Below are 19,090 nucleotides of genomic sequence, written 5' to 3' on the forward strand. Positions count from 1 at the left end.
GCCCTTTACAAGAAAAAGGCAATGGCAATGGCGACGTGTGGCGAAGTACTGGTCAAGTTACTCGAAGGTTATGGCGTGGAGCAGGTGTTCGGCATCCCCGGCGTGCACACCGTCGAGTTGTACCGCGGGCTGGCCCGTTCCAGCATCCGCCATGTGACCCCGCGTCACGAGCAGGGCGCAGGCTTCATGGCTGACGGCTACGCGCGGGTCAGCGGCAAGCCCGGCGTGTGCTTCATCATCACCGGCCCCGGCATGACCAACATCACCACCGCCATGGGCCAGGCCTACGCCGATTCGATCCCGATGCTGGTGATCTCCAGCGTGCAGTCGCGTAACCAGTTGGGTGGCGGGCGCGGCAAGTTGCATGAATTGCCGAACCAGAGCGCGCTGGTGGGCGGGGTGGCGGCGTTTTCCCACACGCTGATGTCCGCTGCTGAATTGCCCGGCGTGCTGGCCCGGGCTTTTGCCTTGTTCCAGGCCGGGCGGCCGCGACCGGTGCATATCGAAATTCCTTTGGATGTTTTGGTCGAAGACGCTGACGCTTTGCTCGCCAGCACACCGGTGAGCATCAGCCGTGCGGGCGCTGCACCGAGTGCCGTGGAGCAAATGACGGCTATGCTGGCGTCGGCCAAACGGCCCTTGATCCTGGCCGGCGGCGGCGCTCTCGACGCGGCGACCGAATTGACCGAACTGGCCGAACGCCTCGGCGCGCCCGTGGCGTTGACCATCAACGCCAAGGGGATGCTACCGTCCCGGCATCCCCTGCTGATCGGCTCCACCCAGAGCCTGGTCGCTACCCGCGCCCTGGTGGCCGAGGCGGATGTTGTGCTGGCGATCGGCACCGAGCTGGCCGAAACCGACTACGACATCACCTTTGCTGGCGGCTTCGAGATCCCCGGCGCGTTGCTGCGTATCGACATCGACCCGGACCAGACCGTGCGCAACTATCCACCGCGCTTGGCCCTGGTGGCCGACGCACGCACGGCTGCCCGGGCTCTGCTCGACGAGTTGAACGCGCAGCCCTTGGCCGAGCGCTGCGGCGATTGGGGCCCTGCACGCGCCGCGCGGTTGCGGGCCGATCTGGAGGGCGGCTGGGACGCTGCGACCCGCGCCCAGACGCTGTTTCTCGACAGCGTTTTGCAGGCGTTGCCCGACGCGGTATTCGTCGGCGACTCCACCCAGCCGGTGTACACCGGCAACCTGACCTTCAACCTGGAGCGGCCACGTCGCTGGTTCAACTCGTCAACCGGCTACGGCACCCTCGGCTACGCCTTGCCGGCGGCTATCGGCGCCTGGCTCGGCGGCAAGGACCTGGGCCACGGTCGCCCGGCGGTGGTGTGCCTGATTGGCGACGGCGGCTTGCAATTCACCCTGCCGGAGCTGGCCAGCGCCGTGGAGGCGCGCACACCGGTGATCGTGCTGCTGTGGAATAACCAGGGCTACGAAGAGATCAAGAAATACATGGTCAACCGCGCCATCGAACCGGTGGGCGTGGACATCTACACCCCGGACTTCATCGGTGTCGCCAAGGCGTTGGGCTGCGCGGCCGAAGCCATCGACGGCGTAGCGCAACTGCATACCGCATTGCTCGCCGCTTGCGATCGGCAGGGGCCGACGTTGATCGAAATCGACCAGGCAACCTGGATGACGCAGGTGTCGAAATGAATTTCCCTACCACGCAAGACGGGCTCTACATCAACGGTGAGTGGTTGGCCGGCGATCAACCGTTGCGGGTGATCAACCCGGCGACCGAGGCGCTGCTGACCACTGTTTATGGCGGCGACGAACACGCCGTCGATCAGGCCTTGGACGCCGCTACCCAGGCTTTCGGCCCATGGTCGAACACTTCTGGCAGCGAGCGCGGCGCGCTTCTGCGCCGTATCGCCGCTGGCGTGCGGGAAGCCCGTGAGCGGTTGATGCACCTGCAATCGAGCAACAACGGCAAACCGTTGTTCGAAGCGGCCATCGACGTCGACGACGTGGTCGCCACCTTCGAGTATTACGCCGAACTGGCCGAAGGCCTCGACCCCCGCCAGGACAGTCCGCTGGCCTTGCCCAGCGCTGATTTCAGCGCACGCCTGCGCCGCGAACCCTGCGGTGTGGTCGGCTTGATCGTGCCGTGGAATTTCCCGATGGTCACCACCGCCTGGAAACTCGCCCCGGCCCTGGCTGCCGGCTGTTGCGTGGTGCTCAAGCCCTCGGAAGTCACGCCGCTGCCGGAGCTGGAACTGGCATCGATCATCGCCGGCTGCGGTTTGCCCGACGGGGTGTTCAACCTCGTCTGTGGCACCGGCCTGGCAGTCGGAGCGCCGCTGGCGGCGGACCCGCGGGTGGCGAAGATTTCCTTCACCGGCAGCAATGCGGTGGGTGTGCAGGTGATGCAGCGAGCGGCGGAAACGGTCAAGGGCGTGAGCCTGGAGTTGGGCGGCAAATCGTCCTTGCTGGTGCTGGCCGATGCCGATCTGGACCTGGCGGTGGAACTGGCCTGCGGTGGCGGTTTCTTCAATGCCGGGCAGATGTGTTCGGCCACCAGCCGCGTGCTGGTCGCCGATGAACTGGCCGATGAATTCCTGCAACGGCTCAAGACCCGCGCCGAGGCGATCCGCGTGGCCGACCCGTTCGACCCGGACGTGGAGATGGGCGCGCTGGTCAACCAGACGCAATACCAGCGGGTGCTGGGGCACATCGACCGAGGCTTGAGCGTCGGGGCGACGCTGGTGTGCGGTGGACAGCGTCCCGCGCATCTGTCGCGCGGCTTTTTTTTACAGCCGACCATCTTCACTGACGTGCCCCTGGACAGTGCGTTGTGGTGCGAGGAGATCTTCGGGCCAGTGCTGTGCGTACGCCGTTTCAGCACCCAGGCGCAGGCCATCGCCCTGGCGAACGACAGCCGTTTCGGCCTGGTAGCCAGCGTGGTCAGCCGTGATACGACGACTGCCGAGCAGGTGGCCAACGCGTTACAGGCAGGGCTGGTGTGGATTAACGCACCCCAGGTGATTTTCCCCCAGGCGGCGTGGGGGGGTTACAAGCAGAGCAGTCTCGGCCGTGAATTGGGACCTTGGGGCTTGGCGGCGTTCCAGGAAATCAAGCATGTGGTCCGGGCGGTCTGACGGCACGTTATCAGGTCACGCATGCCTCGAAAAAAGGCATGCGCGGGGAACATGGCTTCAATGAGTTTTTTTCGATAGTCAGGGATTTTGCACAACCTCAGGATGGCCGCAGGCGGTGGCAAAGCCCAAGCAATACGGGGGTTTGGTCGACGTCGAACGGTGCGGGCGCAACGGTTTTACCCACCTCATACTTAAAAAAATAAAGGGAGTCCTCCATGGGCGAGCATGATCTGAACAGACGTCAATTCATCAAGACTGCAAGTGTGGTTTCGGTAGCGGCGGCCGCCATGAGCGTGCCCTTCATCAGCGCCCGGGCCAGTGACACGCGGTTCGTTGGCAAGACCCTGCGTTTGCTCACCTGGTCCGATGACACCGGGCTGGCGGCGTTGCGCAACATCGCGGCGACCTTCGAGGCCAAGACCGGCGCCAAGGTCATCGCCGACCGCACCGGCAGCACATCGGAAATGGTCGCCAAGCTCAAGGCCGGAGGCGACCGGCCGCAGTACGACATCATCACCCTGGCAGGCGTCGGGGCCGAGGGCCTGGCTGCTGCCGGGCTGCTGGAAAAACCCGACCTCAATCGCATTCCCAACCTGGCCGACGTACCGGCGCAATACCGCACTGGCGCCGGCGGCCATGGCATCGGTTATCTGCTGTGGTGCAACAGCCTGGTCTACAGCACCCGGACCTTGAAACAGGCGCCGGACAGTTACGCCGCCCTGTGGGACGCGGACCTGGCGCCGAACATTTTCCTGCCGCCGCCGAACTGGACCGAGGCCATGGACCTGATCATCATCGCGGCCAAGCTGGCCGGTGGTGACGAGCACAACATCGAACCCGGCTTCAAGAAACTCGCCGAGCTCAAGGACCGGGTGGTGACCCTGGGGGAAAACCCGAACCAGATCGCCGAATTGTTCCGCACCGGTTCCCTGGACATGGGCGGGTTATACGCGCCGGCGTTTTTTCCCAAGCAGATCCGCGATCCGGCCTACAGCCTGGGGGCGACGTTTGGCATGAAGGAAGGTTTCTACACCGACCTGATGCTCTCGGTCATGCCGAAAAACCGCCCGGGCGACACCGACCTGGCCTACGCCTTCATCGACCACTCCCTCGACCCGCTAGTACAAGGCAAGATGGCCGAAGACATCTTCAACGGCCCGGTCAACGCCAAGGCCATCATCTCCGCCGAAGCGCGCAAGAGCCCGTACATCCTCACCCCGGAGCAAATCGCCGACAAGGCGATCATGCACGACAACGCCTTCCTGGCGACGGTGCATGACCAGTGGATTCGCCGGTACACGGAAATCTTCTCTTCCTGATTCGAACGCCACTGTGTGAGCGGGCAGCTCGCGATAGCGATGGTTCAGTTGATGGCGATGTTGCCTGTGCCGCCGCTTTCGCGAGCAAGACCGCTCCCACAGGGAATGGGAGGTGTTCACCGGTTTTGTGAGCACCTGAAATCCAGTGTGGGAGCGGGCTTGCTCGCGAAGGCGGTGAAGCAGTCGATGGAGATATTGACTGTGCCTTGCCCTCATCGGAAATGAGTGGATTTGAAATTGTGTTTGTTCTGTCGTTTTCCACTGACGAGACCTTGTTATGGAACACCAACCGTTAACCCATCCCCAAAGTGTTGCGCCGATACGTGCACCCCGGGGCATTTCACCCACCAGTCGAGCCTGGCTTTTCCTGTCGCCGTCGATGTTGTTTCTCGGCGTGCTGATCGCCGCCAGCCTGTTGGTGCTGCGCATGAGCGTCGGCACCAAGGGAGCGGAGTGGAGCGGCTTCAGCCTCGCCAGTTACGGGCAGTTGCTGGAGCCCTATTACCTCAAGTCCCTGCTGCTGACTTTGCGCCTGGCATTGATTAGCGCAGTGATCGCCGTGCTGCTGGCGATCCCCGTGGCCTACACCATGTCGCGTCTCGCTTCGCCGTTGTTGCGACGGGTGTTCCTGGCGGCGGTGCTGTTGCCGCTGTTGGTCAACCTGCTGCTGCAAAGCTATGGCTGGCTGGTGATCCTCGGTCCGGCCGGCATGCTCAACCAGGCGCTCATGGGCCTGGGCCTGATCAAGCGACCGATCATGTTGCTGTACAACCAGAATGGCGTGCTGATGGGCTTGGTCCAGACCGCGTTCCCCCTGGCTGTGCTGCCCATCGCCAGTGCGATGCGTGGCGTGGCCCGCAGTTATGAAGAGGCCGCAGCCACCCTTGGCGCCAGCCGCTTCCAGGTGTTTCGCCAAGTGGTGCTGCCCATGAGCCTGCCGGGGATCATCACCGGCGCGACGCTGGTGTTTGCCTACAACGCCAGCAGCTTTGTCGTACCGCTGCTGTTGGGCGGTCGACGAGTGCCAATGCTGGCCGTGATGGTTCACGACCAGATCGCCCCGTTGATGAACTGGCCCGCCGCATCCGCCGCCGGGGTGGTGCTGATTGTCACCACGCTGATGATCATGACTCTGTCTGAATATTTCACCGGCCGTCGTCGGCGGATGCTGGAGGCTTCTCAATGAGCGCGTTGAGTAAAAAGCGCCAGTCGCTGTTGCCCGGCGAAACCGGGCGCGCCGTCGGGCTGCTGTCGGGTTTCATCCTGTTGCTGGCGGTGCTGCCGATCCTGACCATGATCGTCATGTCCTTCAGCGGTGCGGCGAACCTGGACTTTCCGCCGAGCAGCTACAGCCTGCAATGGTATCGGGCCGCCTGGCACACCTTTGTGTCGCCGGATGCCAGCGATGTGCTGAGCCTGGGCCAGGCCATGGCGACCAGCCTGTTGGTGGCCTGCCTGACCATGGTGTTCGCCACACTGATCGCAGTGCCGGCGGCCTACGCGCTGACCCGTTGCGAGTTCCGTGGCAAGGCCGTGGCGCTGCAACTGATGTCGCTGCCGCTGGTGTTTCCCATGGTGGTGCTGGGCTTGGCACTGCTGCTGGTGTTCGACAGCCTGCCGTTCCAGATGACCACCTCGCGGCTGGTCATTGCCCACGTCATTTTGGCCTTGCCGTTCGTGGTGAAGAACTGCACCGCCGCCATGCTCGGCATCGGCAGTGAAGTGGAAGAGGCCGCGCGCATGCTGGGGGCCACACCGCAGCGGGCCATCGTCGATGTGGTGGTGCCCTTGATGAAGTCGGGGATTCTCGCCGGGATGCTGTTGGCGTTCATCGTCTCGTTCAACGAGTTCACCGTGACCTATTTCCTCTACACCATCGATGTCATGACCGTGCCGATCTGGATGTACAGCCGCACCGTGTCGTCGCTCGACCCCACCGTTTTTTCGTTTGCCGTACTCATCGTGCTGATCGACTTCGTGTTGATCTGGGCGTTGGAGAAACTGGTAGGCGAGGGCGGCGTTTCCTTTTGATTTCGAGGTGAAGACATGACTGGACTGATACTGGAAAACGTCGAGAAACACTACGGCTCGGCCTGCGCGGTAACGGACGTGAACCTGCATTTGCCCGAGGGCAAGCTGGTGTGTTTCCTCGGACCTTCGGGCTGTGGCAAGACCACGCTGCTGCGCATGATTGCCGGCCTGGAAAGCCTCAGCGGCGGTGAAATTCGCCTGGATGGCCAAGACATCGGCCATACCCCGGCGCACCTGCGCAATTTCGGCATGGTGTTTCAATCGTTGGCGTTGTTTCCCCACATGACCGTCGGCGAGAACATTGCCTATCCACTGAAACTGCGCGGCGTGAGCAAGGTCGAGCAACAGGCGCGGGTGGTGGAGTTGCTGGAACTGATCCAGCTCCAGGCGATGATCGACCGGCCCGTGGCGAAGCTTTCCGGCGGCCAGCGCCAGCGCGTGGCGATTGCCCGGGCCATTGCCGCCCGGCCGAAAATCCTGCTGTTGGACGAACCGCTGTCGGCCCTGGACGCCAAGTTGCGCGAGTCGATGCAAGTGGAAATCCGCCAACTGCAACAGCGCTTGAACATCACCACCATTTTGGTAACCCACGATCAGCGCGAAGCCATGACCATGGCCGACATCGTGGTGGTGTTGGGTGAGCACCGGGTGCAACAGGTCGGTACGCCGATCGAGATCTACCGGCACCCGGCCAATGAATTCGTCGCCGATTTCATTGGCTCAGGCAACATCTTTCCGGCGACCACCCTGGGTAACGGCCAGGTCGGGCTGCCGGGTGGGGACACGCTGGACGTGCCGGCCAGCCATAGCGTCAGCGCTGGCGAGAAGATCAAGCTGCTGGTACGTCCCGAAGACTTGCAACTGTCCTCGCCCCAGGCCACGGCGGGCAACCGGTTGCTGGGCAAAGTGACGTTCGTGCGGGACATCGGCGCCACCGTCGAGACCACGGTGGAGTGTTCCGGAATTTCGTTCACGGCGCTGAGCACGCCTTGCCAGGGCATGGACCTGGGCATTGGGCATGCGGTGTCGGTGACCATACCGGCGCAGGCGTGTCGGTTGCTGGGTGCCTGATCTCTAAGGATGTGGTGCTGCGGCTGGCCCCATCGCGAGCAGGCTCGCTCCCACAGGGGATCTTCAGTGAACACAAACTCTATGTTCACCGCAGTTCCAATGTGGGAGCGAGCCTGCTCGCGATGAGGCCGGTACAGACAACTCAAGAATCAGCTCAGACGGTCATCCGCAACCGCGCCAGATCCCGCAGCGGCGGCGCGCCGAACAACCGACTGTACTCGCGGCTGAACTGCGAAGGGCTTTCGTAACCCACCCGATAGCCCGCCGCCGAAGCTTCCAGCCCTTCGGCCAGCATCAGCCGGCGGGCTTCCTGCAAGCGCAGTTGCTTCTGATATTGCAGCGGGCTCATGGCAGTCATGGCCTTGAAGCGGTGATGCAAGGTCGAGACGCTGAGGTTCACTTCCCGGGCCAGGTCATCGATGCGCAACGGTTTTTCGAAATGGCCATTGAGCCATTTGATCGCCTGGCTGATGCGATGGCTCTGACTGTTGGCGATGGCGATTTCGTAGAGCCGATAGCCCTGTGGACTGCGCAGCAAACGGTAGAGAATTTCCCGACGTACCAGGGGCGCGAGCATGGCGATGTCTTTCGGGCTGTCCAGCAACCGCGCCAGGCGCAGCACGGCGTCGAGCGTCGGCGTGTCCAGGCGTTCGACATACAGCCCGCGCCCGGCGGGACGGGTCGGTACACCCAAGGGGCCGGCGTCGGCGATCAACGCGGTGATTTCCGCCGGGTCGATGTCCAGGCGCAAGGCCAGGATCGGCTCCTCGGGCGAGACGTTAGCGATGCAGCCACTCAACGGCATCGACACCGAGACCACCAGGTAATGCAGCGGGTCGTAGTTGAAAAATTCGTCGGCCAGGCGCACCTGCTTGCTGCCCTGGGCCATGATGCACAGCGCCGGCTGCGCCAGCACCGGGGCGAACTTTTGGGGCTTGCTGTGGCGCGACAGATTCAGCGAGCCGATGGCCGTGGCGTAGCTGCCGTCCTCGCTGGTATTGCGGTCGATGATCGACGCCAGTTCGGCGCGCTGTTGTTCCAGGTAGGGGTCCAGCGGGACGTGGGCGTGGTCGAGTGGCGACATGCCAGGATCCTCAGGCATAGGGGCGATGGACAAAGCTTATGTTTGTGCAAGGCGCAGCGGTAGCAACATCCTGTTGAAAGCTTGCCTGATCCTGCACGGCGCGAGGGGCCATAACGGTGCAATGCGCTGGAAACTTGCTTGAAACCTTTTGTTTCAACTTTCCGGGCCGTAAGCGAATCGATGGCGGATTTCGTGCTACCGATGCGCAGGATCGTGCAAGGGGTCGGCAGGAATCGACTAACGAAGCTGGCGTCGTGGCGCTTAACCTTTGATCCTGTCGCAGCCTGTCCCCGGCTGCACAACGGATTACCTGGGAGGGTTGAACATGACTACACAGATCCCCGTCAGCCACATGGCTTTTGTCCGCGCCCGCGGCGGTTGCTCCAAGCAACTGGGGGCGCGCCTGAGTACGTTGATCGCGCCTTCGCGCCAGGCTCCCGGTTGCTTGCACTTCGCCTTGCAGCAATCGCAATGCGATGCTGATCTGTGGTTGGTGTCCGGGCTCTGGGTCAACCAACCGTCGATGGACGCCTACTTCAATTCACCGGCCATGGCGATTTTCGCCGAGCTGGTGCAGGACCTGGTGGTGAGCAGCCTGGATTTCCACACGTTCCGCGAAGTCTCCGCCGCCCAGGCGACTGAAGGGTGCCTGGCGCAGGTACACAAACTGGCCGGTTGAGGGTTTAATGAGCGTCATTTTCCACCGCCAGGATGCACGAGATATGGCACGTAAAGCCTTTGAAACCTTTGAAGCTGTTTCTGCAGTCGTTCCTCGGGAAGGTGGCGGCTATTTCGCCGCTATTGCCACCAAAGCCATCGGCGGCTCCGGTGCGCCGCGTTTCAACAAGGTGCTTGAGGAGCAGACCTTCAAGACAGCTACCGAGGCCGACGATGCGGCCGCCGTGCAGTTGACCCATCTCAAGGGGGTCGACGACGAGGGTGGGTTGGTCTGGTAATCAGTATTTTGGAGATGCTTTTGTGGCGAGGGGATTTATCCCCGCTGGGGCGCGAAGCGGCCCTAAAAAGTCCAATCAACTCAGTGTCAGATGGCTATTGGGGGCCGCTTCGCAGCCCAGCGGGGATAAATCCCCTCGCCACAGGGGATCGCGCTGCTCCTACTTTGGGCGATGCATCTTGAACAACGCCTCAGGCCCCAACTGGAAGTAATCCGCCGGCCCGCCACCGCGCAAGATCGGCTCGGCGGCGGCAGTGTCGTACACCCCATCCTTCAACAGCCACTTGGCGATATGCACGGCGACCACTTCGCCGAGGATCAGCCAGCTCGGCACCAGCCCCTTGTCCGCTCGCTGCAATTGAATGATCTGCGTGACCTTGCATTCGAAGGACACCGGGCTTTCGGCGACGCGCGGTACCTGGATCACCCGTGACGGGGCGGTCGTCAAACCCGCCAGTTCGAACTCATTGACCTCCGGCGCGACCATCGCGCAACTCTGGTTCATCTGCTCGGCCAGCGGGCGCGTGGCCAGGTTCCAGGCGAACTCGCCGGTCTGTTCGATGTTGTTCAGGCTGTCTTTGCGCCCGACGCTGGAAAAACCAATGATCGGCGGGATGTAGTTGAAGGCGTTGAAGAAGCTGTAGGGCGCCAGGTTCAGGCGGCCCTCGGCATCCTGGGACGAAATCCAGCCGATGGGGCGCGGGCCGACGATGGCGTTGAACGGATCGTGGGGCAGGCCGTGACCGTTGGCAGGTTCGTAGAAATGGATGTCGTCGGGCATGGCGAGTGTTTCCTGGAAGGCATTCGTAGGCGGCCAATAGTGCAAGGCCGGGCCTTTTATTTCCAGATTTGGTTGATGCAAAAAGATCGCAGCTTTCGGCAGCTTCTACAGATTGAATACGGTCCTGTAGGAACTGCCGAAGGTTGCGATCTTTTGACGTTCAATCATTAACCAATCGCTTCGGCGGTACCGGTCTTGTCGAAACCATCAGCGGCGATGGCATCGGCGGTACCGGTCTTGTCGAACCCATCAGCAGCGATGGCATCGGCGGTACCGGTCTTGTCGAAACCATCAGCGGCGATGGCGTCGGCGGTACCGGTCTTGTCGAACCCGTCAGCGGCGATGGCATCGGCGGTGCCGGTTTTGTCAAAGCCATCGGCGGCGTAGCTACCGGCATTGCTGCGTTCGATGGCAGCGCTGGCGCCCGAACTGAAGGAAGCGGTACCAGTCTTGTCGAAACCGTCGGCGGCGAAGGTGTTGGCAGCCAGTACGGACAGGGTCAGGGCGAGAATCAGTTTGGTTTTCATGGTGGTCACTCCAGGTTCGTTGGCGATGTGTCTTGCATGGGTTGAATGCTACGCCAGTTAAATTGATTAAAAAGCGCAAAATAATGCTAAAAGCTATCGATTAAGTCGATGGTAAGGGCGGCACATATAATCCGCTTCAGCAGTCGGAGCGAACCTTGCGCAGGTCATCGATTCAATGAGTTCAGGGTGTGGCAAGTGCATTAACGGGTGATTAATCGCCGTTCAATGACGGATTTTTCATACGTTGCCGACCTGTTTTTCACCGCTGCGATGTCAACTTGCTCCCACGGTTAGCCCCAAGAGTTGGCCGCCATCCTCTGGAGCCTGCGATGAATAAACTGCCTCAAATCACCTTGGCCTTTTGGGTCATGAAGATCTGCGCGACGACCCTGGGTGAAACCGCAGGGGATTTGTTATCGATGACCCTCAATGTCGGTTACGCCATCAGCTCGCTGATTCTGATCAGCGTGTTCGTCCTGACGCTGGTTACACAGCTGATGGCCAAGACCTACAAGCCGCTGCTGTACTGGATCGTGATCCTGTCCACCAGCACGGCGGGCACCACAATGTCCGATTTCATGGATCGCACCCTTGAATTGGGTTACGCCACCGGGTCGATGATCCTGATTGCGATTCTGTTGGCGATTTTCGCAGCCTGGCGCCTGAGCGGTGATTCGCTCAACGTCACCAAGGTGCAGACCTTTCGCGGCGAGATGTTCTACTGGATGGCGATTCTGTTTTCCAACACCTTGGGCACCGCGCTCGGTGATTACCTGGCCGACGACTCGGGGCTGGGATTTGCTGGCGGCGCATTGCTGATCAGCTCGACCATTGCCGTAGTCGTGCTGCTCAAGTACTTCACCAGGATTTCGTCGGTGGTGTTGTTCTGGATAGCCTTCGTGCTGACACGCCCCCTTGGCGCGACGCTGGGCGACTTGATGACCAAGCCTCATGAGAAAGGGGGGCTGGACTTCGGCACCGTCGGCTCATCGGCGGTGTTGGCGGGGATACTGATCGTGATGATCGCCGGCGCGGCGTATGCGCAGAACCGTTATGGCAACAGGCAGCGTGCGGCTGAGTTGAGCTGATTACCGCGCCGCCGCTCCCACAGGTTCGGCGCAAATCCTGTGGGAGCGAGCCTGCTCGCGATGGGGCCATCACAGCCACCGTTGCAGTGACTGTGGAACCCTGTCAGTCGGTGACGATCCGCGAGTGCTTGCGGGTGTCTTTCATGGTGATGTACACCAGCAGCGACACGGCGATGCACGCCGTCACGTACCAGTAGTAGCCGGTTTCCATGCCGATGCTCTTGAACCACAGCGCGATGTATTCAGCGGTGCCGCCGAAGATCGACACGGTCAGCGCGTAGGGCAGGCCGACGCCCAGGGCGCGGATTTCGGTGGGGAACAACTCGGCTTTGACCACGGCGTTGATCGAGGTGTAGCCGCTGACGATGATCAGTGCGGCCATGATCAGGAAGAACGCGCCCCACCAGGTCTGGATGGTGTGCAGAGTGGTGAGGATTGGCACGGTGCACAGCGTGCCCAGGATGCCGAAGGCAATCAGGATCGGCCGGCGTCCGATCTTGTCCGACAGCCCGCCGATTACCGGCTGCAGGCACATGAACAGGAACAGTGTGGCGGCGGAAATGGTGGTGGAGTCGGAGATGCTCATGCCGACGGTGTTCACCAGGTATTTCTGCATGTAGGTGGTGTAGGTGTAGAACGCCAGGGTGCCGCCCATGGTCAGGCCGACCACGGTCATCAGTTCCTTGGGATGGCGCAGCAAGGTGCGCATGGCGCTTTCCTTGGACTTCTCTTTCTTGGTGAACGACTCGGTTTCCTCCATGCCGCGACGCAGGTACAGCGCCACGATTGCGCACAGGGCACCGATGGCGAACGGGATGCGCCAGCCCCAGGCATACAGTTGTTCGGTGGTGAGGAACTGTTGCAGCACGATCAGCACGCCCAGGGCGATGAGCTGGCCGGAGATCAGGGTCACGTACTGGAAACTGGAGAAGAAGCCGCGACGTTCCTTGGTCGCCATCTCACTCAGATAGGTCGCCGAGGTACCGTACTCGCCACCCACCGACAGGCCTTGGAGCAAGCGGGCAAACACCAGCAGAATCGGCGCGCCGACGCCGATGGTTTCGTAGCTCGGGCTCAGGGCGATGATCAGCGAGCCGAAGCACATCAGGTATACCGACGCCATCAACGCCCGCTTGCGTCCGGCGCGGTCGGCGTACAAGCCCATCAACCAGCCGCCGATCGGGCGCATCAGGAAGCCTACAGCGAAGATCGCGGCGGTGTTGAGCAATTGGGCGGTGGTGTCGCCCTTGGGGAAGAAGACTTTGGCGAAGTACAACGAGAATGCGGCGTAGACGTACCAGTCATACCACTCGACCATGTTGCCGACCGAACCGCTGAAGATCGATTTGATCCGGCTGGCGGTGGTTCTTTCACGGGCGGGCACGGCAGCCGACCCAAGGGGCAGGGCGTTGGAGTTGTCCATTGAAGGATCCTTCGTTTAATTGTTTTTGTGGAGCGCGTGGGAACGCAGCCTGACAGGGCTATAGCAGGAGCTGTGCCAGCGGCTGGAGGGCCGGGCTAGAGGGGTTTGCGGCGTTGGGTGAGCGGAAATCCGCTCATTGTGGCTGGGGGTGTGGGCGGGAATCCGCTTATTCGGGCATGGATGTGTTGTCTGTACCGGCCTCATCGCGAGCAGGCTCGCTCCCACATTTTGGCCGGTGTTCAGATAACCCTGTGGGAGCGGGCTTGCTCGCGAAAGCGGTGTGTCAGCCCATTCAATACCGACTGACTCGACGCCTTCGCGAGCAAGCCCGCTCCCACATTTGTCCGGCGTACACATCACCCTGTGGGAGCGAGCCTGCTCGCGATGGGCCGGTACAGACACAGCAAATTCAGCGGCCCTACAAAAACATCTCCCGACTCAACCCATGCCGCTGCATCTTTTCATTGAAGGTGCGGCGTGGCAGTTGCAGTTCTTCGAGCACCGCTTTCACATCCCCTCTGTGCCGCGTCAGGGCGGCGCGCAGGCATTGGGCTTCGAAGGCTTCCTGTTGGGCGGCGAGGGACTGGCCGGGTTCGGTGTCCAGGGCCTGCGGTTGATCCAGCCCCAACACCTGGCGTTCGGCGACGTTGGCCAGTTCGCGCACGTTGCCCGGCCAGTCGTGGCTGAGCAGGTGGCTCAATTGCGGGCCGCTCAGGGGGGCGGCGGCGCGGCCCAGGCGTTCGGCGGCGTTGTGGGTGAAGTGCTCGAACAGCAGGGGAATGTCCTCGCGTCGTTCCCGCAGCGGTGGCAGGCGCAGCTCGGCGATGTTCAGGCGATAGGCCAGGTCTTCGCGAAACCGCCCGGCCCGGGCTTCGTCCAGCAGGTCGGGCTTGGTGGCGGCGATGATGCGCAGGTCTACTTGAATGCTTTGGTTGGAACCCAGGCGTTCGAGCTTCTGTTCCTGCAATACCCGCAGCAGCTTGACCTGCTGGGCCAGGGGCATGCTCTCTATTTCGTCGAGAAACAGTGTGCCGCCGTCGGCGTATTCGAGTTTGCCGATGCGTTTGCCTTGGGCGCCGGTGAAGGCCCCGCTTTCATGGCCGAACAGCTCGGCCTCGAACAGCGCTTCGGGAATGGCCGCGCAGTTCAACGCGACGAAGGGTTTGCTCGCCCTCGGGCCAAAGTCGTGCAGGCAACGGGCGACCAATTCCTTGCCGCTGCCGGTTTCGCCACGGATCAACACGTTGACCGGCAGCGCTGCCAAGTCCAGCACCTGGCGTCGCAGGTTTTGCAGTGCCCGCGACACACCCAGCAGCGTCCCGTCGAGCCGGGCCCGAGCGTCGGCCTGCTCATGCAGGCGTCGGTTCTCCAGGACCAGGGTGCGCTTATCCAGGGCCCGGCGCAGGCTGCCGAGCAAGGCTTCGGGGCTGAAGGGTTTTTCCAGGAAATCGTAGGCGCCGTCGCGCATGGCCTCCACGGCCATCGGTACATCGCCATGGCCGGTGAGCAGAATCACTGGCAGGTCCGGATCGCGTCGCTGCACTTCGGCCAGCAGTTCCAGGCCGCTGAGGCCGGGCATGCGCACGTCGCTGAGGATCACCCCGGGGAAATGTTCCGGCAACTTTGCCAGGCATTCATCGGCGCGGCTGAACAGCTGCACCTGGAATCCCGACAGGCTCAACCATTGCTCGACAGCACTGCGAATGCTGCCTTCGTCATCAACGACCATGACTGAATCAAGCATGCAGTTGAGCCTCCTGATCGATGGGCAAGGTCACGCAGAATACCGCGCCGTGCTCATGGTTGTCCGCGCTCAGGCGGCCACCGGATTCATGAATGATCGCAAACGAAACCGCCAGGCCCAAGCCCAGGCCATCTCCCACGGCCTTGGTGGTGAAAAACGGATCGAATACCTGGGCCAGGTGTTCCTCGGCGATGCCGGTGCCGCTGTCACTGACGGTCAGGCGCCACAATTGATCATCGGCTTCCAGGCGCACTTCCAGGCGTTTGAGGGGGTGGCCGGCCATGGCGTCGAGGGCGTTGCGCAGCAGGTTGATCAACACCTGTTCGAGGCGGATCGCATCGCCGCGCACCCACGCCGGGCGGGTCAGGTGCAGCACGGTGCTGACCTGTTCGTCGCGCAGGCGCGTGTCCAGCAGTTGCAGTGCCTGGTCCACCACTGCCGCCAGGTCCAGGCGTTCGCGCAGGCCGCTGGGGCTTTTGCGGGCGAACGTCTTCAGGTGGCCGGTGAGGGCGGCCATGCGGGTCAGCATGTCGTCCACCGGTTTGAGGGCCTTGTAGGCATCGTCGATCCGACCGTGATCCAGTAGTAAGCGCAGGGTTGCCAATTGCATGCGCTGGGCGGTCAAGGGCTGGTTGATTTCATGGGCCAGGGCCGCCGACATCTGCCCCAGTGCCGCCAGCTTGGCCGATTGCACCAGCCCGTCCTGGGCGGTGCGCAAGTCCCGGGTCCGCTCCTCCACCAGCCGTTCCAGCTCTTCGCGGCTGCGCTGGCGCAATCTTGCCAGGCGCCAGCGCTGGTTGAGAAACAGCAGCAGAAACACCAGCGCCAACCACAACCCGGCGGCGGCAAGCCCGGCGTTGCGGCGGTCTTCGAAAGCGATCTGCGGACGGCGCAGCAAGTGCAGCGTCCAGCCTTCGGCGGTCAGCGGCAAGGATTCCCACAGGTAGTCCGTCGAGCCGTCGAGGGACTCGACACGGGCCAGATGGCTATTGTCATCGAAGCGCCGCAGCGACTCATAGGCCAGCGGTTGCAAGGGCTGTTTGTCGTATTGACGGGTGGCCTTGAGTTCGGCGCGGTCGCTGTCGCTCAATGGCTGCAAGTGGCGATAACGCCAGCCCGGGCGGTTGGCGATGAAGATGATGCCTCGGGCATCGCTGACCAACAGGGTGTCGCTGCCCTGGCGCCATTCACGCTCGATCTCGGGAAACTCCAGTTTCACGACCATGGCACCAAGAAATTCGCCGTTGTCGCCCGTCACTGCGCTGGAAAGGAAATACCCCGGGATGCCGCTGGTCACGCCCACCGCGTAAAACCGCCCGGTGCCTTGGGTGCGGGTCTGGAGGAAATAGGGACGAAAACCATAGTTGTGCCCGACGTAGCTGCTGGGCAGACGCCAGTTGCTGGCCGCGACGGCCAGGCCGGTGTGGTCGAGCAGTTCCAGGGTGGATGACTGGGCGGCGCCATTGATCTGTTCCAACTTGCGGTTCAGCGCGTCCTGCTGCGCTGCACTGACGGGGCCCTTGAGGGCCGAGCGCAATTCCGGGTCCAGCGCCAGCACGGCGGGCAGGGCGCGGTAACGTTCGATCAGGGTGTGCAGCGAAGTGGCGTACAGCGCCAGTTGCTGGTTTGCGCGGCTGGCATCTTCTTCCAGGGCCGCGCGTTCGGCATGGCGTATGGCGAAGGTGGCGGCAACCGCCGCGCCGGTGAGGATCAGCAAGGTGTACAACGACAGACGCAAGGTACGGGTAGTTGGCAGCATGCTGGCGTAAACCAGTGGAAAGTCGGGCGGGCACGATAGCATGGCAGATCCAACAGAGATGCAAGCTGACCCACCGCTATCGCGAGCAGGCTCGCTCCCACAAGGGATCGGTGGGGGATATCAACTGTTGTGAACAACCCAAAACCACTGTGGGAGCGAGCCTGCTCGCGATGGCGCTGGTACATCCAACAGGGATGCAAGCTGACACACCTCTATCGCGAGCTGGCTCGATCCCACAAGGGATCGGTGGGGGATATCAACTGTTGTGAACAACCCAAAACCACTGTGGGAGCGAGCCTGCTCGCGATGGCGCTGGTACATCCAACAGGGATGCAAGCTGACACACCGCTATCGCGAGCTGGCTCGTTCCCACAAGGGATCTGTGGTGAAGATTAACCGGAGGGGTTGTGGCAAAAAAAAAGGCCGGTGAGCTTGTCGCCCACCGGCCGTTTTCGCCGCGCCAAAATGCCTGTTACTGCACTTCGACCGCCAGGTTTTCACTGATCTTCTTCTGCCAGATGGCGGGACCGGTGATGTGCACCGACTCGCCTTGGCTATCGACCGCGACCGTCACCGGCATGTCCTTGACCTCGAACTCGTAGATCGCTTCCATGCCCAGTTCGGCGAACGCCAGGACCTTGGATTTCTTGATCGCCTGGGCCACCAGGTAAGCGGCACCGCCGACGGCCATCAGGTAGACAGCCTTGTTGTCCTTGATCGCTTCGATAGCGGTCGGGCCGCGCTCGGATTTGCCGATCATGCCCAGCAGGCCGGTCTGCTCGAGGATCTGGCGGGTGAACTTGTCCATCCGCGTAGCCGTGGTCGGGCCGGCCGGGCCGACGACTTCGTCACCCACCGGATCGACTGGGCCGACGTAATAGATGAAGCGGCCCTTGAGGTCCACCGGCAAGGTTTCACCCTTGTTCAGCATCTCGACCATGCGCTTGTGCGCGGCGTCGCGACCGGTGAGCATCTTGCCGTTGAGCAGTACGGTTTCGCCCGGTTTCCAGCTCTGTACTTCTTCCGGGGTCAGGGTGTCGAGGTTGACGCGGCGAGCCGACGGGCCGGCTTCCCAGACGATTTCCGGGTAGGCGTCCAAGGGCGGTGCTTCCAGCGATGCCGGGCCGGAACCGTCGAGCACGAAGTGGGCGTGACGAGTGGCGGCGCAGTTGGGGATCATGCACACCGGCAGGGAGGCGGCGTGGGTCGGGTAGTCCATGATCTTCACGTCGAGCACGGTGGTCAGGCCACCCAGGCCCTGGGCGCCGATGCCCAGTTGGTTGACCTTCTCGAACAGCTCCAGGCGCATCTCTTCGATACGGTTCTGTGGGCCGCGGGCCTTGAGCTCGTGGATGTCGATGGACTCCATCAACACTTCCTTGGCCATGACCGCGGCTTTCTCGGCGGTGCCGCCGATGCCGATGCCGAGCATGCCCGGTGGGCACCAGCCGGCGCCCATGGTCGGAACGGTCTTCAGCACCCAGTCAACGATGGAATCGGACGGGTTGAGCATGGCCATCTTCGACTTGTTCTCGGAGCCGCCGCCCTTGGCCGCCACGTCCACTTCCACGGTGTTGCCCGGGACGATGGAGTAGTGGATGACCGCCGGGGTGTTGTCCTTGGTGTTTTTGCGTGCGCCTGCCGGGTCGGCGAGGATGGAGGCACGCAGGACGTTTTCCGGCAGGTTGTAGGCGCGACGCACGCCCTCGTTGATCATGTCGTCCAGGCTCATGGTCGCGCCATCCCAACGCACGTCCATGCCCACGCGCACGAACACGGTCACGATGCCGGTGTCCTGGCAGATCGGCCGATGGCCAGTGGCGCACATGCGCGAGTTGATCAGGATCTGCGCCATGGAGTCACGGGCCGCCGGCGATTCTTCGCGCAGGTAGGCTTCGTGCATCGCCTGGATGAAATCCACGGGGTGGTAGTAGGAAATGAACTGCAGGGCGTCGGCAACGCTCTGTATCAGGTCGTCTTGCTTGATCACGGTCATGAGTCGCGCTCCTCTCTAAAGACGGGAACATTCAATAAGGTGCCGGCCGCTTGGGTGCATCGGTCGACGGGCGGCACCTCTATAAGGCACGCCGGGCATGCTGGCGCGACGCTAAAAAGGCGCGGCAGTATATCGCAGGCCGGCACCCTGTGGGAGCGAGCTGCCTTTGTGGCGAAGGGATTTATCTGTGGCGAGGGGATTT

The 19,090-nt window shown here is 62.3% G+C and carries 16 protein-coding genes; 9 read left to right on the forward strand and 7 right to left on the reverse strand.

Annotated features, from left to right (window positions below; genetic code table 11):
- Positions 1–27 precede the first annotated feature (27 nt).
- From DTP52_RS13195 to DTP52_RS13220, 6 genes are all read left to right on the forward strand, one after another.
- Positions 28–1,665 carry a 5-guanidino-2-oxopentanoate decarboxylase gene (locus tag DTP52_RS13195; protein WP_109753760.1) on the forward strand — a complete coding sequence of 546 codons (1,638 nt, stop codon included), beginning with the start codon at positions 28–30 and terminating at the stop codon, positions 1,663–1,665.
- A complete protein-coding gene (locus DTP52_RS13200; RefSeq protein WP_109753761.1) occupies positions 1,662–3,110 on the forward strand; it encodes an aldehyde dehydrogenase family protein in 1,449 nt (482 codons plus the stop codon). Before DTP52_RS13195 ends, DTP52_RS13200 begins: the two co-directional genes overlap by 4 nt.
- Positions 3,111–3,325: 215 nt before the next feature.
- Positions 3,326–4,429, forward strand: coding sequence for an ABC transporter substrate-binding protein (locus tag DTP52_RS13205; RefSeq protein ID WP_109753762.1), 1,104 nt, complete (start codon positions 3,326–3,328; stop codon positions 4,427–4,429).
- 277 nt (positions 4,430–4,706) lie between these two features.
- Positions 4,707–5,615 (forward strand): ABC transporter permease, encoded by a 909-nt coding sequence (locus DTP52_RS13210; protein WP_109753763.1) that lies wholly within the window; start codon positions 4,707–4,709, stop codon positions 5,613–5,615.
- On the forward strand, positions 5,612–6,460 hold the full coding sequence (locus tag DTP52_RS13215; protein ID WP_109753764.1) for an ABC transporter permease: 849 nt from the start codon (positions 5,612–5,614) through the stop codon (positions 6,458–6,460). Before DTP52_RS13210 ends, DTP52_RS13215 begins: the two co-directional genes overlap by 4 nt.
- A gap of 15 nt (positions 6,461–6,475) precedes the next feature.
- Positions 6,476–7,531: an ABC transporter ATP-binding protein gene (locus DTP52_RS13220; RefSeq protein ID WP_109753765.1), complete on the forward strand. Its 1,056-nt coding sequence runs from the start codon at positions 6,476–6,478 to the stop codon at positions 7,529–7,531.
- Between the two features lie 154 nt (positions 7,532–7,685).
- Here the strand turns inward: DTP52_RS13220 and DTP52_RS13225 are convergent, their stop codons facing one another.
- Positions 7,686–8,615, reverse strand: a complete 930-nt coding sequence (locus tag DTP52_RS13225; RefSeq protein ID WP_109753766.1) for an AraC family transcriptional regulator — start codon at positions 8,613–8,615, stop codon at positions 7,686–7,688.
- A 325-nt stretch (positions 8,616–8,940) separates the two neighbouring features.
- Between DTP52_RS13225 and DTP52_RS13230 the strand changes: the two genes are divergently transcribed.
- On the forward strand, positions 8,941–9,294 hold the full coding sequence (locus DTP52_RS13230) for a putative quinol monooxygenase (RefSeq protein WP_109753767.1): 354 nt from the start codon (positions 8,941–8,943) through the stop codon (positions 9,292–9,294).
- Positions 9,295–9,337: 43 nt separating this feature from the next.
- Complete coding sequence (locus DTP52_RS13235) at positions 9,338–9,571, forward strand: hypothetical protein (RefSeq protein ID WP_109753768.1); 234 nt, start codon at positions 9,338–9,340, stop codon at positions 9,569–9,571.
- Positions 9,572–9,730: 159 nt separating this feature from the next.
- Here the strand turns inward: DTP52_RS13235 and DTP52_RS13240 are convergent, their stop codons facing one another.
- Positions 9,731–10,351 (reverse strand): flavin reductase family protein, encoded by a 621-nt coding sequence (locus tag DTP52_RS13240; RefSeq protein ID WP_109753769.1) that lies wholly within the window; start codon positions 10,349–10,351, stop codon positions 9,731–9,733.
- A gap of 167 nt (positions 10,352–10,518) precedes the next feature.
- On the reverse strand, positions 10,519–10,878 hold the full coding sequence (locus DTP52_RS13245; protein ID WP_109753770.1) for a hypothetical protein: 360 nt from the start codon (positions 10,876–10,878) through the stop codon (positions 10,519–10,521).
- Between the two features lie 329 nt (positions 10,879–11,207).
- Here DTP52_RS13245 and DTP52_RS13250 point away from each other — a divergent pair, with 329 nt between their 5' ends.
- On the forward strand, positions 11,208–11,966 hold the full coding sequence (locus DTP52_RS13250) for a hypothetical protein (protein WP_109753771.1): 759 nt from the start codon (positions 11,208–11,210) through the stop codon (positions 11,964–11,966).
- A 103-nt stretch (positions 11,967–12,069) separates the two neighbouring features.
- On the opposite strand, the gene DTP52_RS13255 is transcribed toward DTP52_RS13250, so the two are convergent.
- The 4 genes from DTP52_RS13255 to DTP52_RS13275 form a co-directional block, all read right to left on the reverse strand.
- Positions 12,070–13,389, reverse strand: a complete 1,320-nt coding sequence (locus DTP52_RS13255) for an MFS transporter (protein WP_109753772.1) — start codon at positions 13,387–13,389, stop codon at positions 12,070–12,072.
- 418 nt (positions 13,390–13,807) lie between these two features.
- Positions 13,808–15,133, reverse strand: coding sequence for a sigma-54 dependent transcriptional regulator (locus DTP52_RS13260; RefSeq protein ID WP_109753773.1), 1,326 nt, complete (start codon positions 15,131–15,133; stop codon positions 13,808–13,810).
- Complete coding sequence (locus DTP52_RS13265; RefSeq protein ID WP_109754015.1) at positions 15,126–16,892, reverse strand: ATP-binding protein; 1,767 nt, start codon at positions 16,890–16,892, stop codon at positions 15,126–15,128. Before DTP52_RS13265 ends, DTP52_RS13260 begins: the two co-directional genes overlap by 8 nt.
- A 472-nt stretch (positions 16,893–17,364) precedes the next feature.
- Positions 17,365–18,888, reverse strand: a complete 1,524-nt coding sequence (locus tag DTP52_RS13275) for a fumarate hydratase (RefSeq protein ID WP_109753775.1) — start codon at positions 18,886–18,888, stop codon at positions 17,365–17,367.
- Between the last annotated feature and the right edge of the window lie 202 nt (positions 18,889–19,090).

This window comes from Pseudomonas sp. 43mfcvi1.1 (assembly GCF_900115935.1).
Classification (GTDB): Bacteria; Pseudomonadota; Gammaproteobacteria; order Pseudomonadales; family Pseudomonadaceae; genus Aquipseudomonas; species Aquipseudomonas bijieensis.

What these genes read in the sequence shown, in the direction of transcription:
- DTP52_RS13195 (WP_109753760.1), top strand. Translation starts at nt 28, where the DNA reads ATGGCGACGTGTGGCGAAGTACTGGTCAAGTTACTCGAAGGTTATGGC.
- DTP52_RS13200 (WP_109753761.1), top strand. Translation starts at nt 1,662, where the DNA reads ATGAATTTCCCTACCACGCAAGACGGGCTCTACATCAACGGTGAGTGG.
- DTP52_RS13205 (WP_109753762.1), top strand. Translation starts at nt 3,326, where the DNA reads ATGGGCGAGCATGATCTGAACAGACGTCAATTCATCAAGACTGCAAGT.
- DTP52_RS13210 (WP_109753763.1), top strand. Translation starts at nt 4,707, where the DNA reads ATGGAACACCAACCGTTAACCCATCCCCAAAGTGTTGCGCCGATACGT.
- DTP52_RS13215 (WP_109753764.1), top strand. Translation starts at nt 5,612, where the DNA reads ATGAGCGCGTTGAGTAAAAAGCGCCAGTCGCTGTTGCCCGGCGAAACC.
- DTP52_RS13220 (WP_109753765.1), top strand. Translation starts at nt 6,476, where the DNA reads ATGACTGGACTGATACTGGAAAACGTCGAGAAACACTACGGCTCGGCC.
- DTP52_RS13225 (WP_109753766.1), bottom strand. Translation starts at nt 8,615, where the DNA reads ATGTCGCCACTCGACCACGCCCACGTCCCGCTGGACCCCTACCTGGAA.
- DTP52_RS13230 (WP_109753767.1), top strand. Translation starts at nt 8,941, where the DNA reads ATGACTACACAGATCCCCGTCAGCCACATGGCTTTTGTCCGCGCCCGC.
- DTP52_RS13235 (WP_109753768.1), top strand. Translation starts at nt 9,338, where the DNA reads ATGGCACGTAAAGCCTTTGAAACCTTTGAAGCTGTTTCTGCAGTCGTT.
- DTP52_RS13240 (WP_109753769.1), bottom strand. Translation starts at nt 10,351, where the DNA reads ATGCCCGACGACATCCATTTCTACGAACCTGCCAACGGTCACGGCCTG.
- DTP52_RS13245 (WP_109753770.1), bottom strand. Translation starts at nt 10,878, where the DNA reads ATGAAAACCAAACTGATTCTCGCCCTGACCCTGTCCGTACTGGCTGCC.
- DTP52_RS13250 (WP_109753771.1), top strand. Translation starts at nt 11,208, where the DNA reads ATGAATAAACTGCCTCAAATCACCTTGGCCTTTTGGGTCATGAAGATC.
- DTP52_RS13255 (WP_109753772.1), bottom strand. Translation starts at nt 13,389, where the DNA reads ATGGACAACTCCAACGCCCTGCCCCTTGGGTCGGCTGCCGTGCCCGCC.
- DTP52_RS13260 (WP_109753773.1), bottom strand. Translation starts at nt 15,133, where the DNA reads ATGCTTGATTCAGTCATGGTCGTTGATGACGAAGGCAGCATTCGCAGT.
- DTP52_RS13265 (WP_109754015.1), bottom strand. Translation starts at nt 16,892, where the DNA reads ATGCTGCCAACTACCCGTACCTTGCGTCTGTCGTTGTACACCTTGCTG.
- DTP52_RS13275 (WP_109753775.1), bottom strand. Translation starts at nt 18,888, where the DNA reads ATGACCGTGATCAAGCAAGACGACCTGATACAGAGCGTTGCCGACGCC.